Below are 24,493 nucleotides of genomic sequence, written 5' to 3' on the forward strand. Positions count from 1 at the left end.
CTGTGCGAGTGCGGGTTCCACGAACGGGACATCAGATCTCCAGCCCCGATCCCAGGGGGAACAGCGGGTCGGCGGTGTCCGCCAGCGCGTCCGGCGCGGACTCTCGTACGGCCTGCATCGACCGCGGAAGCTCGACGGGAAGTTTGCCCTCCGGAGCGATGCGGCCGGTGAGGGCGGTGAGCAGAGCGTCATCCGAGACACCGAAGGTGACGGTCAGTCCGGCGAGCGCGTCGACGAGCGGCGTGAGGATGGCCGGGCGGTCCAAGGCGACATCCACGATCAGCGGGGCGTAGTGGGCGATCCTACGCAGTCGGTGTACGAGGCCGGGGGGCAGGTCAAGAGACCCCTGGTGGAAATACGACTCCAGGAACAGGTCGTCCCGCGGCTCGAACGGTGCGTCGATGCGCACGATGGCCAGTTCTGCCTCCTGCGGCGTCGTCACGGGGGTGAACTCCCGGCCGAGGACCTCCGGATCGATCCCCTCCGCGTACAAGCGCGCGCCCACGGCGAGCGGAAGCACTGGCCTTCCTTCGACCACGGAGTTCTTCAGGACGGTGACGGAACGGGACTGTGTCTCCAGGGCGACCCGCCGGGTCTCGGCGTTGCCCACAACGGCCACGGCGGCATCTTCGTCGATGAAAGGGTTGTCGAACAGACCGAGCCGGAACTTGATCAGCAGGACGCGGCGCGCCGACTCGTCGATCCTGCTCTCCGGGACGACGCCATCCCGTACGAGCTCAAGCAGGAGATCCGTGCACTGTTCACCGCCGAACTGGTCCGCGCCGGCATTGAGGATCTTGACCATGCGCTCGCGGGCGTCGAGCTCTTCAACCCCCCACGCGCGTGCGGGCAGGACCTGGTCCCCGACGTGGTTGTCGTTCACCAGCTCCCAGTCCGTGACGATCAGCCCGTCGAAGCCCAGCCGCTCGCGCAGCAGCCCGGTGAGGATCTGCTTGTTGTACCCGAACCCGACCTCCTCGATCGGTTCGCCGTCGATCTCAAGACCGACCGGCATGCCGTAGTAGGGCATGACCGCGGCGGTGCCGTGCTCGACGGCGGTGACGAACGGACGGAGGTGCTCCTCGAACGCACCACCTGGGTAGACCTGCTCGCGACCGTACGGGAAGTGCGCATCCTCGCCGTCCAGCTGCGCGCCGCCGCCGGGGAAGTGCTTGGTGACGCAGGCGATGCTCGTTGAGTCGAGCGCCGCGCCCTGGAAACCTTCGAGGTACGCGCGCGTGTAGGCGACCACGAGATCGGTGTCGGCGCCGAACGTCTGGAGTTGGCGTGCCCAGCGGGGTTCGCTGGCGAGGTCGACCTGAGGATGCAGTGCCATGCGGATGCCGACGGCGCGGTACTCCTCGCGCACCCGGCGCGCGAACTCGCGCACGGTGTCCGGGTCGCGCAGTGCCGCAAGGCCGAGGGCGTCGGGCCACTGCGAGAACGGACCTGCAGTGAAGGAAGCCCCGATGTTCTCCAGGAATCCGTGTCGAGGGTCGCTGGAAATCGTGACCGGGATGCCGTGCGGGGTCTTCTCTGCGAGCCGCTGGATCGCGTTGTGCCACCGTGCGGCTGCCCGAGGGTCTTCGATTCGGTGCGTGTTGAAGTGGCTGATCCCCCTGCCCAGGATCACCTCGCTGGTGGGTGACTTGCTGATCGCACCGGGCTCTTCGAGGACGGTGCCTCCCGGGCCCATCTCGATGACTGTGTGGAAGAGCAGACCGACTTTCTCTTCGAGCGAGAGCCGGGTCAACAGATCTTCCGTGCGTTCCTCGGCGCTGAGCCGCGGGTTCTCGTAGGGCTCCATGCGCCCGTTGCCGTTGAGATCGCGGAAGGTGGTACTGCCCGATGCAGTCGTCGCAGGCATGAGTGGTGGGAGTTCCTCTCGATTTCGTTCCCGGGGCCTGGGTGCAGGCCCCCTCGGGGCGGTCGGGGCCGTGCACCGTGTCAGTGCACCGGCACATGTCCCGGTCCGGCAGTGCGGTGCGGGCGGGTCACCCCTTGACGGCTCCCTGCATGACGCCTGCGACCAACTGCCTGCCGAGTACGGCGAACAGCACGAGAAGCGGCACCACGGACACGAGAACGCCGGTCATGATGAGGGGGATGTCCTTGAAGAACCCGGCCTGCAGCAGTTGCAGCGCGACGGGGAGTGTCGGATTGGTCGTGCCGAGCACGATCGACGGCCAGAAGTACTGGGTCCACGCCCCGATGAAGGTGAACAGGCCCAGCATGGCGGCCGCGGGCCTGGCGGCCGGCAGCACGATGGAGCGGAAGATCCGGAACGTTGATGCCCCGTCGATGCGGGCTGCCTCGATGAGCTCATAGGGCAGCGCCGACTGGAGGTACTGCGTCATCCAGAACACGCCGAAGGCGGAGGCGATACCGGGGATGATGACCGCCCAGAGGCTTCCCGTCAGGCCCATCTCGCGCATGACGATGAACAACGGCACGACCCCGAGCTGAGTGGGTACCGCCATGGTGCCCACCACGAATGTGAGGAGGCCGGCACGTCCCTTGAACCGGAGCTTCGAGAAGGCGAAGCCGGCCAACGTGGACACCAACACGACGGCGAGGGCCGTTGTCACCGAGACGAAGACCGAGTTCCAGACCGCGCGCGGCAGGTCGATGTCCGACTCGAAGACCCGCGTGAGATTGTCGGCCAGCTGCCCGCCCGGGATCGGCGAGGGGATCGGGTTCTGCGCGACCTCTGCCGACGTCGAGGACGCGAGCAGGAGCGCGTAGTAGAGCGGGAAGATCGAAATGAGCGCGACCAGAGTGAGGATGACGTAGGTCGTCTTTCCCGGTCGGCGCACAGCGCCGTCGTTCCGTCCACGCCGACGGCGCGCCGCACGGGCGGCTCCACGACCGGACGTCTGCTCGATGTACGGGATGGAAGGAGGGGTCACGTGCTGCTCCCGGGCGTGGCACCGGACGGTGCGGAGGAGTCGGGCGTACGAGCTGCTGCGCTCGGTGCGCTGCGTCGGGCGGCACGGCGCGTCTGCCGGGAGCCGGCCGTGGCGTCGTCTCCGGAAGCGATGCGGCGCGACAGCCAGTTGCTGACCAGAGCGAATGCGATGATCAGCAGGAAGAGCAGCCACGCGACGGCCGCTGCACGGCCCAGTCGCTGCTGGTTCCAGCCGAGTTCGTACAGGTACAGAGTGATCGTCTTCCACTGCCCTGAACTGCCGCCGAGCCCTTGCGTGTCGTACAGACGCGGCTCGTCAAAGATCTGCAGCCCGCCGATCGTGGACGTGATCACGACGAAGATGAGCGTCGGACGCACGGACGGCACCGTGACGGAGAAGAACTGTCGAATCCGCCCCGCGCCGTCGAGGATCGCCGCCTCGTACAGGTCACGGGAGATCGCCTGCATCGCCGCAAGCAGCACGAGGGTGTTGAAGCCGGTCCACCGGAAGTTGACCATGTTTGCGATGACGATGTGCGCCGGAAGGCTGTCCCGGTGCCATCCGATCGGATCCATGCCCAGCTGCTCGAGAAGCGCGTTCACCAGACCGGACTGGTCCGCGAACATGCGCGAGAAGATCAGCGTCACGGCGACCGGAGCGATCACGTACGGCAGCAGTACCCCCATCCGCCAGAAGGTGCGCGCACGAATGTTCGCGTGCAGGAGGCTGGCAAGTACGAGGGCGATCAGAATCTGGGGGACCGTCGAGAGCAGGAAGATGCTGACGGTGTTGCCCATCGCATCCCAGAAGACCGGCTGGTCGAGGATAAAGGTGAAGTTGTCGAGCCCGACGAATTCGCTCTGCCCACCGATGAGGTCCCAGTCGTGCAGCGAGACGTAGGCGGTGTACAGCAGCGGGAACAGGCCGACGATCCCGAACAGGATGAAGAACGGGGAGATATAGGCGTACGGCGACGCCTTCATGTCCCAGCGGCCCAGACGCTGATGCCAGGGCGAGGGCGTGTGTGGAGGTGAGGCATCACCACGGGGTGACGCGCTCCCTGCCGGACGGACCATGCGCTCTTCCTCCGATGGTGAATCGGGGGCGCCGTCCGCGGAGGGCGCCCCCGAGCGCGCGGACGAACCGATCACTTCAGCGAGTCCAGTCCCTCGACGAACATGTCCCATGACTCCTTGGCGGAGTGGGTCTTGTCGACCGAGACACGGTTGACCGCGTCGTTGAATGCCGCTGTGATCGCGAAGTAGTTGTCACCCTTGTACGGGACCACGCTGATGTTCGACGCGCGCTCGGCGAGGACCTTTCCTACGGGCGCATCGTTGAAGAAGGGTTCGGTCACCTTCTGCATCTCAGGGCTCTTCTGGGCCTCGACCTGGCTGGGGAAGTTGCCCGACGCCTTGAACGCCTTCATCTGCTGCTCCGGGGCGGTGAGCCACTCCGCCAGCGCCTGCGCCTCCTTGGGGTGCTTGGACTGCTTCGGCACGCTGAGGTACGAACCGCCGCTGTTGACACCGCCGTTGGGGAAGACGTCGGCGATATCCCAGCCCTTGACCCCGGCCGAATTGCCCTTGATGACGCCGAGCATCCACGAAGGCGCGAGCATCACCGCGAACTTGTCCTTCTGGAATGCGCTGACCCAGTCCTCACTGAACCGCGCGAGGTCTGCGGACAGGCCCTCATGCGACATCACGGTGTCGTAGATGTTCCGGAGGTCCTTGTTCTCGCCGGCGATGATCTCGCCGTTCTTGGGGTCCTCCCAGAGCACCTCGTACTGGTCGGTCCAGCCGGTCGCCACCGAGGCCGACGCATCGTAGAACGCCGGACCTGTCTTGGCGGCCTTGAACTTCTCGCCGACGGCGAAGAAGTCGTCCCATGTCGCGTTGTCGCCACCGAAGAGCTTGGCGACCTCCTCGCGGTCGTTCGGCAGACCGGCCTCCTTGAACAGGTCGGCGCGGTAGGCGATCGTCTGCGGTCCCAGGTCCGTCGCGTATCCGAGCAGCTTGCCGTCGTCCGTGGTGGCGATCTTCGTTGTCCAGTCCAGCCAGCGGCCCTCGACCTTCGGTGAGGAGAGATCCACGAAGTTGTCCGGGTACTTGAGGATCTGCGGCATCCAGCTGTTGTCGACACCGATGACATCGGCGAGACCCGAGCCCGCGCCGAGCGCGGTCTGGAACTGCTCCTTGGCCTCATCACTCGTGGCGAAGCGGTTGTGCTTGATCGTGATGTCGGGGTGGAGCTTCTGGTACTCCTTCAGCAGGCCGCTGTAACCCCACTCGCTGAACGTCGAGACGTTGAGGGTGATCTTGCCGCCGGCATCGCCCTCGTCGCTGGATCCGCACCCGGCGGTGACGGCGGTCAATGCGACCGCTGCAAGCACAGCGAGGGACCTTCGAATGGATCGCATCTGTACTCCTTATTTCCAGGCGGTGTGCCGCGATGTTGCGGCGGCAAGGAGCCGCCCCCCCCCGGCCGCACCACGCTCCTGAGACGTGCGCGAACCCCGTCACCCGAACGTCGTGTATGCCGCTGCGTCCCCGGCTGAGATGTCGTCTCGGAGTGGCGGTGGCCGTCAGTATCACGTAACACAGTTCACCTGACAAGTTTTCGTGGAGTTTTCATCGTCACGCCCACACCCAGGTCAAACGGGCCGCCGCGTCGCTGTATGTTGAAGGCATGGCGGAAAGCACCGGGCCTCGGGGGCCCTATCGCAAGGGGCTCCAGCGCCGCCGGGAGATCGTCGCCGCTGCAGCCGAGCTCTTTGCTGAATCCGGATACGCACACTCGTCGATGCGTGAGCTCGCCAGGCGGATGCGCCTGACACAGACAGGGCTTCTCCACCACTTCGCCGACAAGGAAGAACTCCTGGTCGAAGTGCTCAACTTGCGCGATTCGTCCGTTGCCGACTACCTGTCGGAGCAGCACGCCACCGATGTCGCTACGCGGTCCCGCGAGGTCGCGCGTCACTCCGCGGAGCACGAGGGACTGACGTCCCTGTACATCATCCTCTCGGCCGAGGCGATTGATCGCGATCATCCGGCGCACCCGTACTTCGTCGAGCACTACCAGGCAGCCCAGACACTCACGCTCGACCCCGGCCCTGAGGCGCCCGAAGGTGCCCCGATGGGGATCAGCCCGGAGATGATCGCCACGCTGGGGACCGCCCTGCAGGACGGGCTCCAGATCCAGCGGCGATACCGGGACGACCTGGATGTCGTCGAGGCCATCGACGCCTTCTGGCGGCTCGTGGCTGCTGCTCGGGCGCACTGGGTGCAGCAGGCGGCTTCGGACGACTCCAACCGCCGCGACGACGACTCCGACTGAGCGTCGTTCACGGTCCGCCGGGTTGATGAAGACCTCCGGCTCCGCTCGCGCGCGAAGCCGGAGGCGCAAGCGGCCGTCAGGCGGCGGTCTCAGCGGTGCTCATGACTCGCATCCGTTGTCGGACTGTGGATGTTGCGTCACATGCGTGCCGCAATGAACTCCGCGGCGGAGTCGTTGTGTTGCGGTTGGGAGTAGGCGCCGTGGGCGGCGGAGTCCGTCCCGCCGCCACAGATCGGGTCGCCGGTCGCGCAGTCGTCGAGCGTGCGTGCCTGGTAGGTGCCGGTCACCTGACGGTAGGTCGGGAACCCGCGGATGGGGTTGCCGAAGAGCACAACTGCCTTGACCTTCGGCTCTGTGGCGCCGGGTATGACGGCCACGGTGGCCGCACCCGTGAGGGCTCCTTGGCTGCAGACTCCGACATTGGAGAACCGGTCAGGCGGACGCTCGGGCCACGATGTCCGGTGTCCACACCGGAGGTTCGTCCGAGCTGGGGGGCGCGACTCCGCCGGCGTCGAGCCGCTGCAGAACCCACCCGGCCAGCATGGCCCCAAAGGGCTTGTTGGAGCCGCGGATCGTAGTCAGCGGTGGGCAGGCGTACCGGGCGGCCGCGATGTCGTCCGCGCCGATCACGGCCGGCTCGGAGGGAACTTCCACGCCCAGAACCCACGCGGCGTTCAAGATCGCCAGGGCGACGTCGTCGTTGAACGCGGCGATCGCGGTGACGGGCGCTTGTGCCGGCCAACTGCGCAGTATCGGCGTGAAGTCCCCGTCGTCGGGCATGCGACGCGAGGGCACCATAGGCAGGCCGAGCCGGCGCGCTGTTTCGTCGGCGCCCGCGTGGCGCCGGTCGGACATCGGTCCGAGCCGGGGATCGGCGGGGTGGACGTAGCCGATGCGGACGGTGCCGCGCCAGGCCAAGTGGGTCGCCTGGGCCGCGCCGACGACGCGGCCCGCGTCGTCACGGGGAGGCGGCGGGTCGTCGGGTCCTGGCAGTACCACCCGGGCGCCGCGTGCCTGAAATGCGACGACTTGCCTTGCGTCGAAGGGGGTCAGTCCCGGTACCGCGACCGGGGCGGCCAGCGATAGAGCCGGCTGGCGGCCCGGGCCGGCCGTATGGGTCACCAGCATCAATCCTTGCGAGGCCAATCCCCGATCGAGCTCGGCGACGATCGAGCTGGGCGGAAAGTCCGGCAGGCGCAGCAGCACAGTGCTGCCGCGTCCTCGCGACAGTGCCTGCGTGGGCCCGTTCGGGGTGTAACCCAACCGCTCGGCAGCCGCCAGAACCTTCTGTCGCGTCGCTTCCGGGATGGTCTGTTTCGGCACGTAGTTGAGTACGAAGCTCACCGTTGACCGCGACACGCCTGACTCCCGCGCGACATCCGCGCTCGTCACCCGCGACGCACCACCGAGACCCTCCAAGCGCCGGCTGCCGGAGCCGTCCAGCCGCAACCCGACGGCCACCTTACGCCCGACCTGGGGCGCTCTGCCTGACGGCACCAGCCCAGGGACCGCACCGACACCGGCCATGGTCGGTCAGGACCTGTGGCGTTCAGGCAGCCCTGCGCTGGTCAGCGTTGGCAAGCGCCTCGTCGGCTGCCGTCGTTGCCGTACGCACCCGCAACTGCCGTGACGGCGAAACGGCTTGGTCCGAAGTGCGCCGATTGGTCGATCCCTGCAGAAGCACGCCCATCGTGAGTCGATCGCCGTCTTCCCCTCAGGTCAACGTGGATGTTCGGCAGCGGAAGTCATCGCGAATGTGAAGTCGCAGTTCGCCTTGACGCAACCCTGTGCCGATAACAGTTCAGGTGATAGGTTTTGGCGCCACGTCACCAGAGAGGCTGATCCATGTATCGCGACTCCATCGACCGCGGGCACTTGGCGTTCCCGCCCGACTTCATCCTCGGCGCCGCGACCGCCGCGTACCAGATCGAGGGTGGCGCGAGGGAGGGCGGTCGAGGCTCGTCCATCTGGGACACGTTCAGCCACGCCCCGGGGAAGACTGCTGAGGGGGCGACCGGGGACGTCGCCGCGGACCACTATCACCGCGTCGAGGTCGATCTCGACCTGATGGCCTCGCTCCACCTCGACGCCTACCGGTTCTCCATCTCCTGGCCGCGCGTGATGCCCACGGGCGAGGGCGAAGCGAATCCGGAGGGTCTGGAGTTCTACTCGCGCCTCGTCGACGGACTGCTCGCACGCGGCATCAAGCCGATCGTGACGCTCAACCACTGGGACCTCCCGCAGGCATTGGAGGATCGCTACGGCGGCTGGCGAGGGCGGGAAACCGCATTCGCCTTCGAGAAGTACGCGGAGATCGTGGGGGCGGCCCTCGGGGACCGGGTCGCCGTCTGGTCAACCCACAACGAGCCGTGGAACAACTCCTTCGCCGGGTACGGCAATGGCGTGTTCGCGCCTGGCGGTAAGAGCCATGCAGATGCGCTCAAGGCTGCGCACCACCTCAACCTTTCCCACGGACTCGCGGTGGCAGCACTGCGGCGCACCGTGACCAATGCCGAAGCACAGATTTCCGTGGTGCTCAACATCTTCCGCATCGAAGCCGAGACCCCCGAGGACGCCGAAGCCGCGCGTCGGTTCGACGCTGTGGCCAACCGCGTGTTCACAGGGCCCATGCTCCGCGGGAACTATCCGGCCGATCTGCTGCAAGACACCCGGGCTTTCACCGACTGGAGCTTCGTTCTGCCGGGCGACTTGGAGATCTGCCACCAGCCCATCGACCTGCTCGGCGTCAACTACTACGAGGTCATGCACGTACGTCTGAATCAGGACTTCGACCCCAGCGCCGAAAGCTCCGGCGGCACGCCCTTCCCGGGCTCGGAGCGCATCGAGTTCGTCCGCCGCGACGAGCTGGCGCGAACGGTGATGGACTGGGGGATCGAACCACGAGGCCTCGAGGATCATCTGGTCGCCCTTTCCAAGGAGTTCCCCGAACTGCCGATCATGGTGATGGAGAACGGCGCGGCCTTCGAGGACGTGGTCGACGACTCGGGTGGCCGGCGCGTGGTCGTCGACCGCGACCGAACACAGTTCCTCATCGATCACGTCACGGCGGCTCATCGTGCTCGCGAGAGGGGCGCCCGCGTTGTCGGGTACCTCGTGTGGTCGCTGCTCGACAACTTCGAATGGGTCATGGGATACGGCCCGCGGTTCGGCATCATCCGGGTCGACTACGACACCCACGAGCGCATTCCGAAACTGAGCGCGCACTGGTTCGCGGAATTGTGTGCCACGAAGGTCGTCCCGGCCCTCGCCGGCCGCTGAGCGACCACCCTCAATTTCCGCATTCTGCACACCCGCAGAGGCGGTCTCGGGCCGAGCCGCGTTCGTGGGCCGCCGGGAGACAGCGTACGGTCCACGTCGTCCGGATACCGCAGCGTGCCCTCGGACCATCCTTCAACAGGAAAGCGAGACACCATTCAATGAGAATGCACCGCATCGGCGCGGCGCTCGCAACTGTCACCATAGGGCTCTTGACCGTGGCCCTCCCCACCACCGGCGCCTCAGCTGATTCAGACGCGACCCTCCGCGAACTGGCAGCGAAGGAGGGAATCCTCATCGGCTCGGGGGCGACCAACCCCACCTATCTCGACGAACCGAAGTTCGGCGAGGTGCTGGCGGAACAGTTCAACAGCTTGTCTCCCGAGAACGAGCTGAAGTGGAAATTCGTCCAGCCCACGGAGGGCGACTTCGAGTTCGGGGGCCTCGACCAGCTCGTCGACTTCGCTGAAGACAACGACATGGTAGTCAAGGCACACGGGCTCATCTCCCAGTGCTGCAACCCGGAATACGTGACCGACGTCACCGACCCGGACGAGCTGCGCGCGGTCATGAAGACTCACTTCAACACGATCATGGACCGCTACGCCGGAAAGATGGACCGGTGGGACGTCATGACCGAGCCGTTCTCCACCTTCGGCGGCACCGGCCTCGCGCCGAACCACTTCTACGAGGTGCTCGGCGAGGACTACATCGCGGAAGCGTTCCGGATCGCGCACGCCGCTGACCCCGAGGCGAAGCTGTTCATCAACGAGGCGTTGGTGGAGTTCTACCCGGCGAAGCGCCAAGAGCTCTACGACCTAGTGGCCGGCATGGTCGCCGACGGTGTGCCCATCGACGGGGTGGGCTTCGAGATGCACGAGACACAGGCGGGTCCCGAGCCCGGAGTCATCACAGAGATGACGAAGTCCTACCAGAAGCTCGGACTCGAAGTCGCGATCACCGAACTCGACGTGCACACCTACGACGTGGATCAGCAGACGCAGATCTACGGGGACGTCATGGCCGAGGCGCTGGCGGCCGGAATCCGGGACATCAGCTTCTGGGGCTTCACCGACAAGCACGCCTACACGTGGCTGCCGGGCGCGAAGCCGCTCATGTTCGACGAGGAGTACAACCCCAAGCCCGCGTACTACGCCACGCGCGACGCTCTGCGGAACTTCGTCTCCGCTTCCTCGGCTGCTGGCGCCGGCACCCTGTCGAACACCAGCGGGTGGACCCACGGCCTCCATGACGGCAACTACAGCGTGAAGATGAACCTTTGGCACGGCACGCCAGGCAGCTTCTTCCGTCTTTACGAGAACGACAAGCTCGTCGCCGCGCGGGTGCCCACGACAGTCAGCGGCACCTCGCAGTCAGTCGTGACCGAATTCAAGGACAGGCCCAACGGCACCTACGCGTACCGGGCCGAACTGATCAACTCGAAGGGCACCACGTCCACGAACACCACGACTGTCACGGTCACGGATGCCGCCCCGGGCAAGCCCGTGGTCAGCCACGACAACTGGGACAAGGACGGCACCTTCACCGCCACCGCGAACCTGTGGTGGGGCACCAACGCCACCTCGTACACCTTCTACCTCGACGGGGCAGTCGTCGGTGAGGGCCAGCTGGCCGCCGATTCGCCGAACGCACAGTCGCCTCAGGTAGCTCTGTCCGGGGTTCCGAAGGGCAAGCACAGCCTGAAGGTCGTCCTTACCAACGCGAGGGGATCGACCGAATCGGATCCCGTGGACGTGACGGTCGCCTGACGTCAAGTAGTTTCTCGTCTACGGTCAAACGGGGGATAGACGCCCGGCGCGCTCACGACAGGGTGCGCCGGGCGTCTGCGTCGCGTGCTGTCCAACTCCTCCGCCGGGTGAGAGGACGAAGGGCCACCGGCAGGCTGGAGACACGGGCACCCAATGCGTTGACGGAGGGTTTGCACTCGCCCCGGCTGCGACTTGCGCACGAAGTGCTGCGTTGGTCGTTGCCCTCGCTATTGTGGATGGGTGGTGGTCCGGGCTGCGGGAGTACACCGCTGCGGGCCTCTTTCTGGAGTGGAAGTCGGTATGAACGAAGTGGGAGGTTGCCAAGAGGACTGCGGGACTGGGTGATATTGCCCTGGCGGGGGCGGAGTGACCCAGGGCGGGATCTGCGGAGTTGTTCCCGCCGTCCAGGGTTCCCGACCGAACGGACGAGGAGTCTCAACGGCCTTACGGACGGGGGCGGCGTACGGACTGACGGATCACCAGTTGCGTACTGAGGACGACATGGTCGTCGCCGCTGATGCGTTCGCTGTGCTCCAGGGCGAGCCGGACCGCTGTTCTGCCGAGATCCTCGTACGGCACCCGGACCGACGTGAGCGACGGGGTCAGGTCCGAGGCGAAGGGGACGTCGTCGAAGCCCACCAGGGAGATGTCCCGGGGGACGTTCAGGCCGGCGTCGCGGAGCGCGGCCAACGCACCGAGGGCCACCATGTCCGTCCCCGCGAGGACGCCCGTGAAATCGACCCCCGCCTTCAGCGCGTCCCTCGTGCGCTGGTAGCCGGAGACGCGGGTGTACGGACCGGGGACGTCCAGTTCTTCCGCGTACTCCACGCCGTGCGCGCGCAGGGCGTGGAGGTAGCCCTCCCTCCGTTGCGCCCCCGTACTGAGTTGTGGGTCGCCGCCCAGGAAGAGGACGCGCCGGTGGCCTTGGACGAACAGATGGTCTGCGGCCTGGAAGGCGCCTCCGCGGTTGTCGTAGTCCACGACGGTGACTGGGTGATGCCCGGGCAGGGGCGGGCGGCCGACCAGGACCAGACGTGACCCGGCGGCGTCCAGGGCGCGCGCGTACTCGGTCATGCGCTGGAAGTAGACCTCGTCCTGCACTGCCCCGCCGACGAGGACCACCGCGGCCGCGTGCTGCTCGCGCATCAACTGCACCAGGTCGTCCTCGCGGGCAGTGTCTCCGTGAGTGGCGCAGACCAGGCTCAGCCGGCCCCGCAGGGCCGCCTCCTGCTCGACCCCGGCGGCGACATGGGCCAGCGACGGCCCGGTGATGTCCCGCAGGACCAGTGCGACGGGACCGGCCACCCGACCGGAGAGGGCTTTGGCGTGGACGTTCACCACGTAGTGCAGCGACTCCACGGCAGCCATGATGCGCTCCCGGGTGGCGGCCGACACGGGATAGTTGCCGGCCAGGGCCCTGGAAACGGTTGCTACCGACACCCCCGCCCGTTCGGCGACATCGCGAATCGTGCTGGGGCGCTCTTCACCTGCCTGGTTCTTGCGCCGACGCCTAGAAGCCTGGGAGGCGGGCGTTGGGGGAGAACCGTTTCCGTTCGCTGTCACACCTTGACGTTACTGCACTGAGCATCCTCGCGGACACAGAAGGGTGCGACCGGTTCCCGAATCTTGGTAAACGATTACTGCGGGCATGTTGACCGCGCCGACGTCTACCCGCGGGCGGCCAGCGGCAGCCAGACCCGCATGGCGCCCGGCTCGCGGTTGGCCCAGGCGTAGTACGGCACCGCCGTCAGCTCGACGCTCTCGTGGGGTTCGCCGGAAGTCGCCGACGTGTACGGCAGGTAGGGCCAGTCGCCGGACGTATCGTCGGCGCGGAGCCGGTTCCCCGCGACGCTCACCGTTCGCACCCCGCCGAGCAGTTCGGGGCGGCTGCGCACGGTCAGTGGCGTGTCCGGCGGCACAGCGATCGTGTCCGGGTCCAGGCGCCCCGGTTGGTCGGTCTGCTCCAGGCAGTAGACCAGCGGACCGCGTTCGACGGCGGCGCAGCCCCGGACGGCGTCGACGCGTGAGGAAGGGACGGTGAGCCGGGCCGGCATCGCGAGGTCGAGGCGGACGGTGTCGCCGGGGGTGAACGCGCGGGTGATGCGCAGCCAGCCGGAGTCGGCCCCGTCTTCGACGGTGGTGCCGTTCACGGTCAGGGTGTGGTCGGCGCACCACGCCGGCAGGCGTAGGGAGAGCGTGCGCGGCAGGGCGGTGGGAGCCTCGTCCACGGTGACGGTCACCGTGCCCTCCCACGGATACTCCGTCGTCACCCGTACGGTGAGGCCGTCGCCGCCGTAGACGCCCGTGGCGTACTGGTGCAGTTGCAGACCGCTGTCGTCGGCTGTGGCCAGGTAGTGCGGGAGCCCGGCGAGCAGGCGCATGACGTTGGGCGGGCAGCACGCGCAGCGGAACCAGGGGGTGCGGTGGGCGGTCTGGTCGCCGGGGCGTTCGTGTGAACGGGCCCGCCGATGAAGCGGGTTGACGTACAGCCAGGTGCGGCCGTCGAGACCGGCGCCGGCCAGGAAGCCGTTGAACAGGGTGCGCTCGACGAGGTCGGAGTAGCGGGCCTCGCCGGTGAGCAGGGCCATGCGCCAGGAGAAGTGGACGGAGGCGATGGCGGCGCAGGTCTCGGCGTAGGCGCGGTCGGCCGGCAGTTCGTGGGCGTCGCCGAAGGCCTCCCAGTCGTGCCGGGAGCCGACGGCGCCGGTGAGGTAGGTCTTGGTCGTGACCATGTCCCGCCACAGCCGCTCCAGCGCCGTGCGGAGTTCCGTGTCGCCGGTCTCCGCGGCCAGGTCGGCGGCTCCGGCGAGGAGGTAGAGCTGGCGTACGGCGTGGCCGGTGACCTCGTCCGCCGCGCGGACCGGCGTGTGGTCCTGCCAGTACTCGGGCCCCGGGTCGCGGTCGTGGCCACGGTCGGCGCCGGACGAGAGAGAGCCGTGGCCGCGGCGTTCCAGGAAGTAGCGGGCGAGGTTCAGGTACCGCTTCTCTTCGGTCGTCCGGTGGAGTTCGACGAGGGCGGTCTCCACTCCGGGATGGCCGCAGACGGTGTCCACCTGCTTGCCGGGACCGAAGACGGACGCGATGTGGTCGGCGAGCCGGCGGGCCACGTCGAGCAGCCGGTCGGACCCGGTGGCCCGGTGGTGCGCCACGGCGGCCTGGATCAGATGCCCTGCGCAGTACAGTTCGTGTCCCCAGCCCAGCTCGGTCCAGGGGATGCCACCGCCGAGCTGGTAGTACGTCTGGAGGTAGCCGTCCTCGCGCTGGGCGGCGGCGATCAGTTCGACGAGGGCTTCGACCTCGGCGGCGAGGCGCTCGTCGTGGGTGTCCGCGAGCTGCCAGCACGCGGCCTCCAGCCACTTGTAGACGTCGGAGTCCTGGAACTGGAAGTCGCCGGAGAAGCCCTTGCTCGGCGGGGTGTCCACGTCGTCGGCGCGCAGGGCCGCAGCGGCGCGGAAGTTGGCGAGGTTACCGGCCTGCTCCAGCCGCGTCGGCCCCTCGGCGAGGGAGATCCGAGCGTTGACCTGGCGGCGTTCGGCCCAGAAGCCGCCCTCGATGCGGGCCACGAAGGCGGGGCGCAAGGGGGAGAGGGCACGCACGGAGGGGCGGACCGGTCCGGAATGTGCGGTGTTCAGGGTGTGCCTCCGAAGGTAGAGGAGCGGGCGGTGGTGGGATGACGGGAGCCGCGCACGCGGGTCCCGGCCGGCGAATCGCCCCCGGCCGCGGCGTCGAAGCCCTTGGCGGGCTTCGCACTAGGAGCGTCCGACGGGGTCGCACGGTCTGGTGCCGCGCATGGCAAGGCGCCGGAGAGGCCTTGTGGCTGAGCGAGCAGGGCTTTTCGGCAACGGGGCGAGGTGCGGTGCCGGGCCGCGCGACCCGGGCGGGCCGTGCGCGAGGCCCCTTCAGGCGCTGATGGCCAGTTCGGACCGGTGGACCGGGTGGGCTGGGGGTAGTCCCGTCGTCATGCGTTCCAGTTCCGTCACGACCGTGCCGCCGAGGCGAGCCAGTTCGTTGCCGAGGGAGCCGGCGATGTGCGGGGTGAGGAAAACGTTCGGAAGGTGGTAGAGGGGGGATTCCGCGGGCAGCGGCTCGGGGTCGGTGACGTCAAGGATCGCGCCGAGCCGGCCGTTCACCAGGTGCTCGGTGAGCGCGGTGTGGTCGATGAGAGCCCCCCGTGAGGTGTTGATCAGGACGCCGCCGTCGGGGATGAGCGCCAGCCGTTCGCGGTTGAGCATGCGGCGGGTCTGCGGGATGTCGGGGGCGTGCACGCTGACGATGCCGCTGGTGCGCAGCAGCTCATCGAGGTTCAGCGGGGTCGCGCCCAGCTTCGCGGCCTCGGCGGCGTCGACGTAGGGGTCGTAGAGGCTCACCGACAGATCGAGGGGCCGGAGCAGTTCCAGGACCCGGCGGCCCACCCGGGACGCGCCGATCAGGCCGACCCGGCGGCCGAAATTGCCGACCCCCGCGTACTCCGTCGGAGCGGGATAGACGTGCTCGGCACGGAAGCGTTCGCGTAGTCCGAAGGCGTCCTTGCCGGCCAGCAAAATCATGGCGAGCGTGTACTCGGCCACGGGCAGGGCATTGGCCCGCACCGCGCTGGAGAGAGTGAGACCGCGCTCCCAGAACGGCTCGCCCACGAGGTGGCGGACGCTGCCGCCGGCGTGCAGGACGGCGCGCAGCCGCGGCGCGGCTGCGAGTGTCCGGGCGTCGAGGGGAGGGCAGCCCCAGCCGGTGATGAGCACGTCGGCCCGGCCCAGGGCCTCGACCGCGGTGGGGTCCGAGAAGTCCTGGACCACGAGCGCGGGATCTATCTGCGCGAGCTGCTGCAGATGTCTCATCAGGCCGGGCGGAAAGAGTTCGGGTATATGCGAAGGGTTCATTGCAAAAAGGGCAAAAGGTGGCGGTGATGGCGTGCGCATGGTGCTCCTGTGAGCGTGAGGGGCGAGGGTGAGGGGTCGAGAGAGTGCAGTAAACGTATTCCACGCTAGAAGGCCAGTCGGGTCCCGGTCAATGGTCGTCTTCGTGGCAGATGGCCGTCACTCAGAGTTCCGGCCGCGGCGGATCGGGAAGGAGCGCGCCGGTCAGGGGTTTGTTCAGGTAGTGCTCTTGAAATTATGGCGAAACAATCCGGCCGGGCCTCTTGTGGATTCGACACCTCCGGTCGTACGGTCCCCACAGCAAACGATTACTGCGCCGCTGATGCGCAGTATCGGCTCCCCTTCCTTGCGTCGTCTCGACCGCGCCGTCTCTCCCCCACGTGCGAGCGCCGTCCCATTCCCTCTCGTGGAGGACCGATGTCCAAGCACCGCATCCGCCCCAGAGTTCTTGTCCCGGTGGCCGCCGCCGCGTCGCTGTCCCTGCTACTGAGTGCGTGTTCGGGCGCCTCCGGCACCGACGACGCCTCGTCGGCGACGGAGGGCAAGGTCACCCTGGAGTTCTGGAGCTGGACCGACGGCATCGAGGCCCAGACCGAGGTGTGGAACAAGGCGCACCCCGAGACCCAGGTCAAGTTCGTCAACCCCGCGGGTGAGACGGCGTACCAGAAGCTGCGCGCCGCGGTGAACGCCGGCACTGCTCCCTGTCTGTCGAAGATGGACGGGATGAACCTGGCGAGCTTCGCCGCCGACGGTCTGCTCACCGATGTCACCGAGGTCGCCGCGCCGTACAAGGACAAGTACACTGCCGCCGCGTGGAACGCGGTCAGCCCCGGCGGCACCACGTTCGGCATCCCCATGGGGTCCTCGCCGCTGTTCACCGCCTACCGCGCGGATCTGTTCGAGAAGTACGGCATCGAGGCGCCCAAGACCTGGGACGACCTGATCGCCGCCGGTGAGAAGGCCCAGAAGGAGAACAAGAAGGTCAAGATCTTCAACATGGCCGGTGAGGACCCGTCCACCCTGGTCGACCTGTCCTGGGAGGCGGGTGCCCAGTGGTACAAGGTGGAGGGCGACCACTGGGTCGTCGACTTCACCTCGCCCGAGGCGCTGAAGGCCGGCGGCATCGTGCAGCGGCTGGTCGACAACGACCTCGCCTCCAGCGCCTCCTACGCCGACCCGGGAGTCTTCAAGACCTGGGACCTCGGGACGACGATCGCGATGACGACGTCGACCTGGCAGCTGCCGATCTACGACACCAACTTCCCCAAGTCGAGGGGCAAGTGGCAGCTCGCGGACTCGCCGGTCTTCGACACCGCCAAGCCGCGGACCTCCTCCAACTTCGACGTCCTGGCCGTCCTCAAGGGCTGTAAGTATCCCGACCGCGCAGCCGAGTTCGCCGCATGGCTGTCCAGCAGCAAGGAGTCACTGACTGCGCTCACCGACCCCGCCTCCAAGTCCGGTCTCTTCCCGGCGGTCCCGGACGTCTCGCCGTACGTCGACAAGATCATCCCCACCGAGATGTTCAACGGGAAGTCGGACAGCGCGAAGGTGATCACCGACGCAGCCTCGCGGGTGGGTGAGCAGTGGCAGTACGGGCCGAACTACGCGGCCATGTACTCCGAGATGCAGAAGCAGTGGGGCAAGGTCATGAAGAAGGAGATCACGGTCGAGGAGATGCTCACCAGCATCGAGAAGTGGACCGTCGACGACCTCAACAACAAGGGCGTCAAGGCCGTCGCGGGCAGCTGACCCCTCCCGGCCAGGAGCGGCGCGGTCGTGCCCCGCTCCGCTCCCGCGGACAGTCGACCCCCTCTCACCCGGATCCATTGGAGACACCCGTGTCCACCCTGACGCGACCGGCGAAGGTCGCGACCGACTCCCCGGCCCGGCGGTCCTCCCCCCGCCGGGCCGGGAGACGGGGAGCCTACAAGGGGCTGCTGTTCATGCTCCCCTTCCTGCTCGGCTTCCTCGCCACCTACGTCGTGCCGATCGGCTACGCCTTCAGCCAGAGCCTGCACGAGAAGAAGAGCAGCGGCCTCGGCTTCGGGCCGACACGGGTCGTCTACACGGGCTTCGCCAACTTCGCCTCGGTCCTCGGCGACGGCGGGTTCTGGGCGAGCATGGGCCGCACGCTGCTGTTCGGCGCGGCGCAGATCACGGTGATGCTGGGCATCGCCCTGCTGCTGGCCCTCCTGCTCGACGGGGTGGCGGCCCGTGCGGTGCGCTTCTTCCGCGCGGCGCTGCTGATCCCGTACGTCATCCCGGCCGTGGTCTCCACCCTGATGTGGCTGTTCCTCTACAGCCCGACGGGCAGCCCGCTGCTGGACATCGCGGAGCGTGCCGGCACGGAGATCACGTTCTTCGGCGGCCTCAACACCTACCTCTCGCTGGGCAATCTGCTCACCTGGCAGGGGATCGGCTTCAACATGATCCTGATCTCCGCCTCGCTGCAGGCACTGCCCCGTGAGCTGTACGAGGCGGCCCGACTGGACGGCGCGCGGGAGTGGCGGATCGCCTGGTCGATCAAGGTGCCCAACATCACCGGGATCCTGGTGCTGACCGGCATGTTCTCGCTGATCAGCAGGCTCCAGCTGTTCGGTGAGCCGCTGATCATGCGGCAGATCGCACCGGAATCCATCAACACCGACTTCACACCGATGATGGAGATCTACGACAAGGCCTTCAAGGTCGGCGACTACCAGTACGCCGCCGCCGAGTCCCTGGTCCTGGCCGTCGTCACCGGCATCCTCGCCTTCGTCTTCTACCGCGCCACGAACAGGAAGATGTCATGAGCAGTGTTGCCTCCGGGGGCGGCGTGCGCCCCTCCCGCCGCGCGGTGGTGCTCACCACCGGTCTGCTGGTGGTCTTCCTGCTCTACTCGCTCGCCCCGACCTGGTTCCTGATAGTCTCCGCGACCAAGGACCAGACCGACCTCTACTCCACGTTCGGTCTGTGGTTCTCCACCAACCACCTCGGCGACAACCTCCAGGACATCTGGACCTACCACGACGGGGTGTTCGTCCGCTGGCTGGGCAACTCCGTCCTCTACTCCACCCTCGGCGCGGCGGGTTCCACCCTCATCTCACTCGCCGCCGGGTACGGACTGTCGAAGTTCGACTTCCGCGGCCGGGGCGCGCTCTTCGCCGTCATCGTCGGCGCCTCGCTGCTGCCCAGCACGCTGCTGGCGTTCCCGCTGTACCTGGTGTTCTCCGAGATCGGGCTCACCAACACCATCTGGTCGGTGCTCATCCCGTACTTCATCAACCCCTTCGGGGTCTACCTCGGCAAGGTGTACGCCGACACCTCGGTGCCCACCGAGCTGATGGAGGCGGCCCGCATCGACGGCGCCGGCGAGCTGCGGATCTTCTACGCGGTCGCGTTGCGGCTGATGAGCACCGGCGGCATCACCATCTTCATGCTCGAGTTCATCAACATCTGGAACAACTTCTTCCTCCCCTTGTTCATGCTCAACGGCGAGCGCACCTTCCCCGTGACTCTGGGCCTCTACTCATGGCTCCAGCAGGCGCAGACCGCACGCGACATGAACACCCTCGTCCTCACTGGGTCCCTGCTGTCGATCGTTCCGCTCGCGATCTTCATGTTCACGCTCCAGAAGTACTGGCGCAGCGGAATTCTCATGGGCAGCCTCAAGTAAGAAGGAACAGAGCCGTGTCCCACGCTCCCAGAAGACGTGAAGTGCTCAAGTACGCCGGGACGACCGGCGTCGCCGCCGGTCTCGGCCTGCTGACCTCCCAGCCCGCCGCCGCGGCGTCGCCGGCTGCGGACGTCGCTTTCAAGCCGGCCGTCTGCAAGCCCCTGGACACTCTTGTCTTCGGCGACAAGCGTTCCGAGTCGGCGCACGGTCTCACCGCCACGCTCTCCGACACCGTCACCGGCGGCCTCGGCCAGAGCGCCCGCGTCCTCAATCCCACCGAGCCCGCCACGTACTGGGGCGGCACGCTGAAATTCGACGTTTCCGTCAGCCCGACAGAGACCACCTACGTCACCGTGCGGCTCTGGGGCGACGACTACGACCCCACCTCCGAGCAGGCGGGCTCCGGCACCAACATGTGGCGGCTGCAGCTGTTCTGCGATGGCAAGCAGGTCGGCTACCAGGACGAGGGCGCCGTCGACAGCCTCGACATCCTCGACACCGCGCCCCGCACCCCCGGCCGGTTCTTCTTCCACACCCTGCCGCTGCCGGAGAGCATGACCTCCGGCAAGAAGGAGGTGACGCTGGAGATCCGCTCGATGGGCCGCATCTGGTCCTACGGCCAGAACGTCGACCAGCTGTACTACAAGATGACCACGCCGTCGCGGGGTATCTACCGCCTCTACACCCACATCGAGCCGTACTTCGTCCCGCCCAAGGGGGAGGCGCAGGGCCCCGCGCCGGTGCCGAAGGTCCGTACCGTCGAGGGCCGCGAAGTTCTGGAGGCGGTGCGTCAGCGCGTCGCCAAGGACCAGAGGTTCTACCTGACCGGCGCCAACCCCGCCGGCATGGACGCCTTCGCCTTCCAGTCCCTCGCCGAGGGCTACCTCTGGTCTGGCAGCCCCGCCTACCAGAACCCGACCGCCCTGGACCGCGTCCTGCGCGCGCTCGACGGCCGGTACATGGCGTGGAAGAACGACGCGACCGTGATGACGGGCTCCGACCAGCAGTGGCAGGGCTTCGGCCGCGTCGGGCTGACGCTGGCCTTGCTCTGGGACCACCTCGGCGACCGCCTGGACCAGAAGGTGACGGGTTCGCCGTACGAGATCGCCAACCCCGGTTTCGAGGAGGGCGGCGACACGCCCATGGGCTGGGAGGTGCCGGGCTGGGGGAAGACCGCCGACGCCGACTGGACGCGGGACACCAGCGTCTCCCGTTCGGGCTCTGCCTCGCTCAAGGTCTCGGCGAGCGCGGCGAACGGCTTCATCACCGTGTACAACGCGCCCAAGACCCGCGTGGGCAAAGGGAGGTACACCTACGGCGCCTGGATCAGGACCGACGGCGTCACCGGCGCAGGCGCGCACATCGACCCGCTGTTCTTCGACGCGAGCGGCAAGCTCGTCGGCAGCGACAACCGCAAGTACGCCACCACCGGCACCCACGACTGGGAGTACGTCTCGATAGACATGGACACCCCGGACGGCGCCACCCAGATAGAGATGCACCTGCGCCTGTCCGGACCCGGTACGGCCTGGTTCGACTCCGTCGACCTGGTCAAGCCCACCGAGCTACGCAACCCCGGCTTCGAACAGGGCGCCGGCACTCCCTCCGGCTGGGAGGTGCCGGGCTGGGGCAGGACCGCCGACGCCTCCTGGACGCGGGACACCTCCCTCAACCGGTCCGGCTCCGTGTCGCTGAAACTGGCGGCCACCGCGGCGAACGGCTTCGTCACGGCGTACAACACGGCGAGGTTCCAGGTCGGCAAGGGCACGTACACCTACGGCGCCTGGATCCGGACGGACGGTGTCACCGGGACGGGCGCGCACATCGACCCGCTGTTCTTCGACGCGAGCGGCAAGCTCGTCGGCAGCGACAACCGCAAGTACGCCACCACCGGCACCCACGACTGGGAGCAGGTCTCCCTGGACCTGATGACGCCTGACGGCGCCACCCAGGTCGAGTTCCATCTCCGGCTGAGCGGCCCGGGCACGGCCTGGTTCGACGACCTGACCGTCACCCCGCCCGTGGACACGGGCACCCCCGAGCAGCCGGTGCGGCGCGCCGCGTACATCGACATGCTGATGTCGAGCCGGGACTACTGGAGACAACACTTCCCGCACTACACCAACCAGTCGCAGATCTGCGCCATCGGCATCTACCAGGCCAACCGAGGTCTCGGACTCCTCGACCCGGACCTCGCCCTGCCGGAGGAGAAGGCCCGCGACTACATGTACCAGTCCCTCGGCATGAAGCCCTACCTCGGCCGGGAGGACAAAGACGGCAACCCCACCAAGCCGCTCGGTGAGAGCTACCACCAGGTCAGCCGGGCCGGCCTGACCCGTGAACTGGGGTACGTGGGCAGCTACGGCGAGGTCCTCGACTGGCTGGTCATGATGTACGAGTCGGTCACGCGCGGGTACCGGGGCCAGGAGGCGCCGGAGCTGCGCGAGCAGATGGTGAAGATCATCAAGGCCCGGGGGCGGTTCCGGGTGGTCGACGTGGACGAGACGGGGGCCCGCGTCTCCCGCATAGAGACGGTCGTCGGCTGGCGCAACGAGGTCTATCCCGGTGAGGTCGCCTACGCGTCCCGTACGGCCTGGGACTCGCACCCGGTGATGTCGGCGGCGGTGTTCAAGGACCCGGACATCGTCGGCTGGACCCAGGAGATGATCGACGACGGGCAGTTCTACAGGCAGCTCGATCTGCTCGTCCACCACACCTGGACCCGCGTAGGCCTCGCCGCGCTGCGCCTGGTCTCCCGCGACTGGGATGCCTTCCAGGCCCTGCCGGCCCGCCCGGGGCGCATTCCCACCGCCTGGTCCCGCCCCGACTTCGTCTTCACCGACGAGGAGAACGGCGTCCTTGCCGTGAAGAACGGCGAGGAACTCCTCTTCGCCTCCCTGTACTGGCGTGCCCGCCAGGGTGTCAACGACTATGCCCGCATCCACCACCTCACCCCCGCCGACCAGCGCTCCGCCACGATCCGCCAGCACTCGGCAGGCACCACCGACGACACGTACACGGTCAACGACTGGATCCTGTGGGACTACGCGATCAACGACCCCGGGGCCGGGCACATCCCGCCCGGTGGCTTCCCGCCTCCCGGCGGCACCCTCCACCAGGCACTGAAGGGTGATGTGTATCCGCTCGCTCCGGTCCCGGCGGACGTCCCCGACCCCGCCATGGGCGTCCACTTCGAGGGCGTGGAGACCATGCTCGTCGGACGCGCGCCCTTCTATCTGTGCGAGTACGGCGACTATCTGATCGCCATGAACACCAGTACCGACCGGACGTACACCCTGCCCGCCCGCCAGGACTTCGGTCCCGCCCGCGACCTCGCCACGGGCAAGACCGTGGGTGCCGGCAAGCGTCCCAAGGTTGGCCCGCGCAGCACTCTCGTGCTGTACCGGGGCCGACGCGCGGCCGACTGACCGCATCGGGGGGAGTCGGGCTGACGCCCGGCTCCCCCTTCTCACCCCCGCTCCCTGGCACTCAACGACGAGTGAAAGAGGAAGACACATGGCCGAGCCGCACTCCACCATGCCCGGTTCCCCCAGCCGCCGCCGATTCCTGCAGATCACCGCCGTCGGCACCACGGCGGCCGCAACCGGGCTCGCCGCGATTCCGGCGGCGGACGCCCTGACCTCCTTCATCCACCCCGGGGTGCTGCACAAGCTCTCCGACATCCAACGGATGAGGACCCGGATCGCGGCAGGCACCGAGCCCTGGCTCAGCGGCTGGAACGTGTTCAAGGCGAACGCGTACTCGCAGTCGACGTACGCCATGGCGGGCCCCCGCACGACCATCGACCGCGGCACCACCGAGATCGGTAACTGGGAGTTCTGGAACGACTGCAACGCGGCCTACCAGAACGCCCTGATGTGGAACCTGACGGGCACCACCGCCCACGCCACCAAGGCGCTGCAGATCATCAAGGCCTGGTCGTCCACGCTCACCTCGATCACCGGCAAGGACGCCCAACTCGCCGCCGCCATCTACGGTTTCAAACTCGCCGCGGCAGCCGAGCTGATGCGGTACACGGCCCCTTCGGGCAGCTGGTCCGCTGCCGAGATTTCCCAGACCGAGAACCTCTTCAAGAACGTCTTCGTGCCCCTCGTGAGGACGTTCGGCGACGCGGGCTGGGGCACCAACTGCATCAAGGCCATGATGGCGTTCGGGGTGTTCTGCAACGACACCTCCGTCTACAACGCCGCCGTGGACGCCTTCCACCTGCACGACTGCTGCAAGATCAGCCGGGTGATCAGGGACTCCGGCCAGTGCGTGGACAGCGGCCGCGACCAGGCCCACACCCAGCTCATCCTGGGCAGCATGGCCGAGGCCTGCGAGATCGCCTGGGTTCAGGGCCAGGACCTGTACTCCGCCTCCTCCAACCGACTGCTGGCCGGCTTCGAGTACACCGCGAAGTACAACACCGGCAACGCCGTTCCATACACGGTCTGGGGCTCCTGCCGGCTCACGTTCAACTCCATCTCCACCATCGAGCGCGGCAATCTGCGCCCGATCTACGAGATGGCCTTCAACCACTACGTCAAACGCCGCAGCCTGCCCGCCCCCTGGACGTACGCGGCCATCGGGAACATCAGCCCGGAGGGCGCGGCGTTCCAGTGTGACCACGTGGGCTTCGGCACCCTGCTGTTCACCCTCTGAGCGGAG

At 67.6% G+C, this 24,493-nt stretch carries 17 protein-coding genes; 8 read left to right on the top strand and 9 right to left on the bottom strand.

What is annotated here, in order from left to right:
- Nucleotides 1–31: 31 nt before the first annotated feature.
- The 4 genes from P1P75_RS01645 to P1P75_RS01660 all read right to left on the bottom strand — a co-directional run bounded on the left by P1P75_RS01645 (nt 32) and on the right by P1P75_RS01660 (nt 5,331).
- Nucleotides 32–1,867, bottom strand: coding sequence for a glycoside hydrolase family 3 protein (locus P1P75_RS01645; RefSeq protein ID WP_006378679.1), 1,836 nt, complete (start codon nt 1,865–1,867; stop codon nt 32–34).
- A gap of 127 nt (nt 1,868–1,994) precedes the next feature.
- The gene (locus tag P1P75_RS01650) at nt 1,995–2,816 is read right to left on the bottom strand and encodes a carbohydrate ABC transporter permease (protein WP_006378596.1); all 822 of its coding nucleotides are present in this window, start codon (nt 2,814–2,816) and stop codon (nt 1,995–1,997) included.
- An 89-nt stretch (nt 2,817–2,905) separates the two neighbouring features.
- Complete coding sequence (locus P1P75_RS01655) at nt 2,906–3,985, bottom strand: carbohydrate ABC transporter permease (protein ID WP_223786225.1); 1,080 nt, start codon at nt 3,983–3,985, stop codon at nt 2,906–2,908.
- Between the two features lie 71 nt (nt 3,986–4,056).
- Nucleotides 4,057–5,331, bottom strand: coding sequence for an extracellular solute-binding protein (locus P1P75_RS01660; RefSeq protein ID WP_319251127.1), 1,275 nt, complete (start codon nt 5,329–5,331; stop codon nt 4,057–4,059).
- 269 nt (nt 5,332–5,600) lie between these two features.
- Here P1P75_RS01660 and P1P75_RS01665 point away from each other — a divergent pair, with 269 nt between their 5' ends.
- Nucleotides 5,601–6,248, top strand: coding sequence for a TetR/AcrR family transcriptional regulator (locus P1P75_RS01665; protein ID WP_006379142.1), 648 nt, complete (start codon nt 5,601–5,603; stop codon nt 6,246–6,248).
- Nucleotides 6,249–6,385: 137 nt separating this feature from the next.
- Here the strand turns inward: P1P75_RS01665 and P1P75_RS01670 are convergent, their stop codons facing one another.
- Together P1P75_RS01670 and P1P75_RS01675 are read right to left on the bottom strand one after the other, a co-directional pair.
- Nucleotides 6,386–6,799: a cutinase family protein gene (locus P1P75_RS01670; RefSeq protein ID WP_223786226.1), complete on the bottom strand. Its 414-nt coding sequence runs from the start codon at nt 6,797–6,799 to the stop codon at nt 6,386–6,388.
- Nucleotides 6,681–7,709, bottom strand: a complete 1,029-nt coding sequence (locus P1P75_RS01675) for a LacI family DNA-binding transcriptional regulator (protein ID WP_319251130.1) — start codon at nt 7,707–7,709, stop codon at nt 6,681–6,683. Before P1P75_RS01675 ends, P1P75_RS01670 begins: the two co-directional genes overlap by 119 nt.
- 384 nt (nt 7,710–8,093) lie before the next feature.
- Between P1P75_RS01675 and P1P75_RS01680 the strand changes: the two genes are divergently transcribed.
- Nucleotides 8,094–9,527 carry a GH1 family beta-glucosidase gene (locus P1P75_RS01680; RefSeq protein WP_010354074.1) on the top strand — a complete coding sequence of 478 codons (1,434 nt, stop codon included), beginning with the start codon at nt 8,094–8,096 and terminating at the stop codon, nt 9,525–9,527.
- Between the two features lie 215 nt (nt 9,528–9,742).
- Nucleotides 9,743–11,293 (top strand): endo-1,4-beta-xylanase, encoded by a 1,551-nt coding sequence (locus P1P75_RS01685; RefSeq protein WP_319251155.1) that lies wholly within the window; start codon nt 9,743–9,745, stop codon nt 11,291–11,293.
- 444 nt (nt 11,294–11,737) lie between these two features.
- On the opposite strand, the gene P1P75_RS01690 is transcribed toward P1P75_RS01685, so the two are convergent.
- The 3 genes from P1P75_RS01690 to P1P75_RS01700 form a co-directional block, all read right to left on the bottom strand.
- A complete protein-coding gene (locus tag P1P75_RS01690) occupies nt 11,738–12,760 on the bottom strand; it encodes a LacI family DNA-binding transcriptional regulator (RefSeq protein ID WP_107308056.1) in 1,023 nt (340 codons plus the stop codon).
- Nucleotides 12,761–12,960: 200 nt separating this feature from the next.
- Entirely contained in the window at nt 12,961–14,925 is a 1,965-nt protein-coding gene (locus P1P75_RS01695) for a glycoside hydrolase family 127 protein (RefSeq protein ID WP_119580271.1), read from the bottom strand.
- Between the two features lie 267 nt (nt 14,926–15,192).
- Entirely contained in the window at nt 15,193–16,170 is a 978-nt protein-coding gene (locus tag P1P75_RS01700) for a hydroxyacid dehydrogenase (RefSeq protein WP_319251132.1), read from the bottom strand.
- A gap of 414 nt (nt 16,171–16,584) precedes the next feature.
- On the opposite strand from P1P75_RS01700, the gene P1P75_RS01705 reads away from it, so the two are divergent.
- The 5 genes from P1P75_RS01705 (at nt 16,585) to P1P75_RS01725 (ending at nt 24,487) form a co-directional block, all read left to right on the top strand.
- A complete protein-coding gene (locus P1P75_RS01705) occupies nt 16,585–17,916 on the top strand; it encodes an ABC transporter substrate-binding protein (protein ID WP_119580269.1) in 1,332 nt (443 codons plus the stop codon).
- An 89-nt stretch (nt 17,917–18,005) separates the two neighbouring features.
- Nucleotides 18,006–18,959, top strand: a complete 954-nt coding sequence (locus tag P1P75_RS01710; protein ID WP_119580268.1) for a carbohydrate ABC transporter permease — start codon at nt 18,006–18,008, stop codon at nt 18,957–18,959.
- On the top strand, nt 18,956–19,822 hold the full coding sequence (locus tag P1P75_RS01715) for a carbohydrate ABC transporter permease (protein WP_205576221.1): 867 nt from the start codon (nt 18,956–18,958) through the stop codon (nt 19,820–19,822). The genes P1P75_RS01710 and P1P75_RS01715 overlap by 4 nt, the downstream gene beginning before the upstream one ends.
- A gap of 14 nt (nt 19,823–19,836) precedes the next feature.
- Complete coding sequence (locus tag P1P75_RS01720) at nt 19,837–23,250, top strand: twin-arginine translocation signal domain-containing protein (RefSeq protein ID WP_319128977.1); 3,414 nt, start codon at nt 19,837–19,839, stop codon at nt 23,248–23,250.
- An 88-nt stretch (nt 23,251–23,338) separates the two neighbouring features.
- Nucleotides 23,339–24,487 carry an alginate lyase family protein gene (locus P1P75_RS01725; protein WP_119580266.1) on the top strand — a complete coding sequence of 383 codons (1,149 nt, stop codon included), beginning with the start codon at nt 23,339–23,341 and terminating at the stop codon, nt 24,485–24,487.
- Nucleotides 24,488–24,493 lie beyond the last annotated feature (6 nt).

Origin of the sequence: Streptomyces sp. ID05-39B (assembly GCF_033794725.1) — a bacterium.
In the GTDB taxonomy this organism is placed as follows: domain Bacteria; phylum Actinomycetota; class Actinomycetes; order Streptomycetales; family Streptomycetaceae; genus Streptomyces; species Streptomyces bobili.

Excerpts from the sequence above, each read along its gene's own strand:
- P1P75_RS01705 (WP_119580269.1), top strand. The coding sequence starts at position 16,585 with ATGTCCAAGCACCGCATCCGCCCCAGAGTTCTTGTCCCGGTGGCCGCC.
- P1P75_RS01665 (WP_006379142.1), top strand. The coding sequence starts at position 5,601 with ATGGCGGAAAGCACCGGGCCTCGGGGGCCCTATCGCAAGGGGCTCCAG.
- P1P75_RS01715 (WP_205576221.1), top strand. The coding sequence starts at position 18,956 with ATGAGCAGTGTTGCCTCCGGGGGCGGCGTGCGCCCCTCCCGCCGCGCG.
- P1P75_RS01660 (WP_319251127.1), bottom strand. The coding sequence starts at position 5,331 with ATGCGATCCATTCGAAGGTCCCTCGCTGTGCTTGCAGCGGTCGCATTG.
- P1P75_RS01645 (WP_006378679.1), bottom strand. The coding sequence starts at position 1,867 with ATGCCTGCGACGACTGCATCGGGCAGTACCACCTTCCGCGATCTCAAC.
- P1P75_RS01655 (WP_223786225.1), bottom strand. The coding sequence starts at position 3,985 with ATGGTCCGTCCGGCAGGGAGCGCGTCACCCCGTGGTGATGCCTCACCT.
- P1P75_RS01680 (WP_010354074.1), top strand. The coding sequence starts at position 8,094 with ATGTATCGCGACTCCATCGACCGCGGGCACTTGGCGTTCCCGCCCGAC.
- P1P75_RS01700 (WP_319251132.1), bottom strand. The coding sequence starts at position 16,170 with ATGAACCCTTCGCATATACCCGAACTCTTTCCGCCCGGCCTGATGAGA.
- P1P75_RS01725 (WP_119580266.1), top strand. The coding sequence starts at position 23,339 with ATGGCCGAGCCGCACTCCACCATGCCCGGTTCCCCCAGCCGCCGCCGA.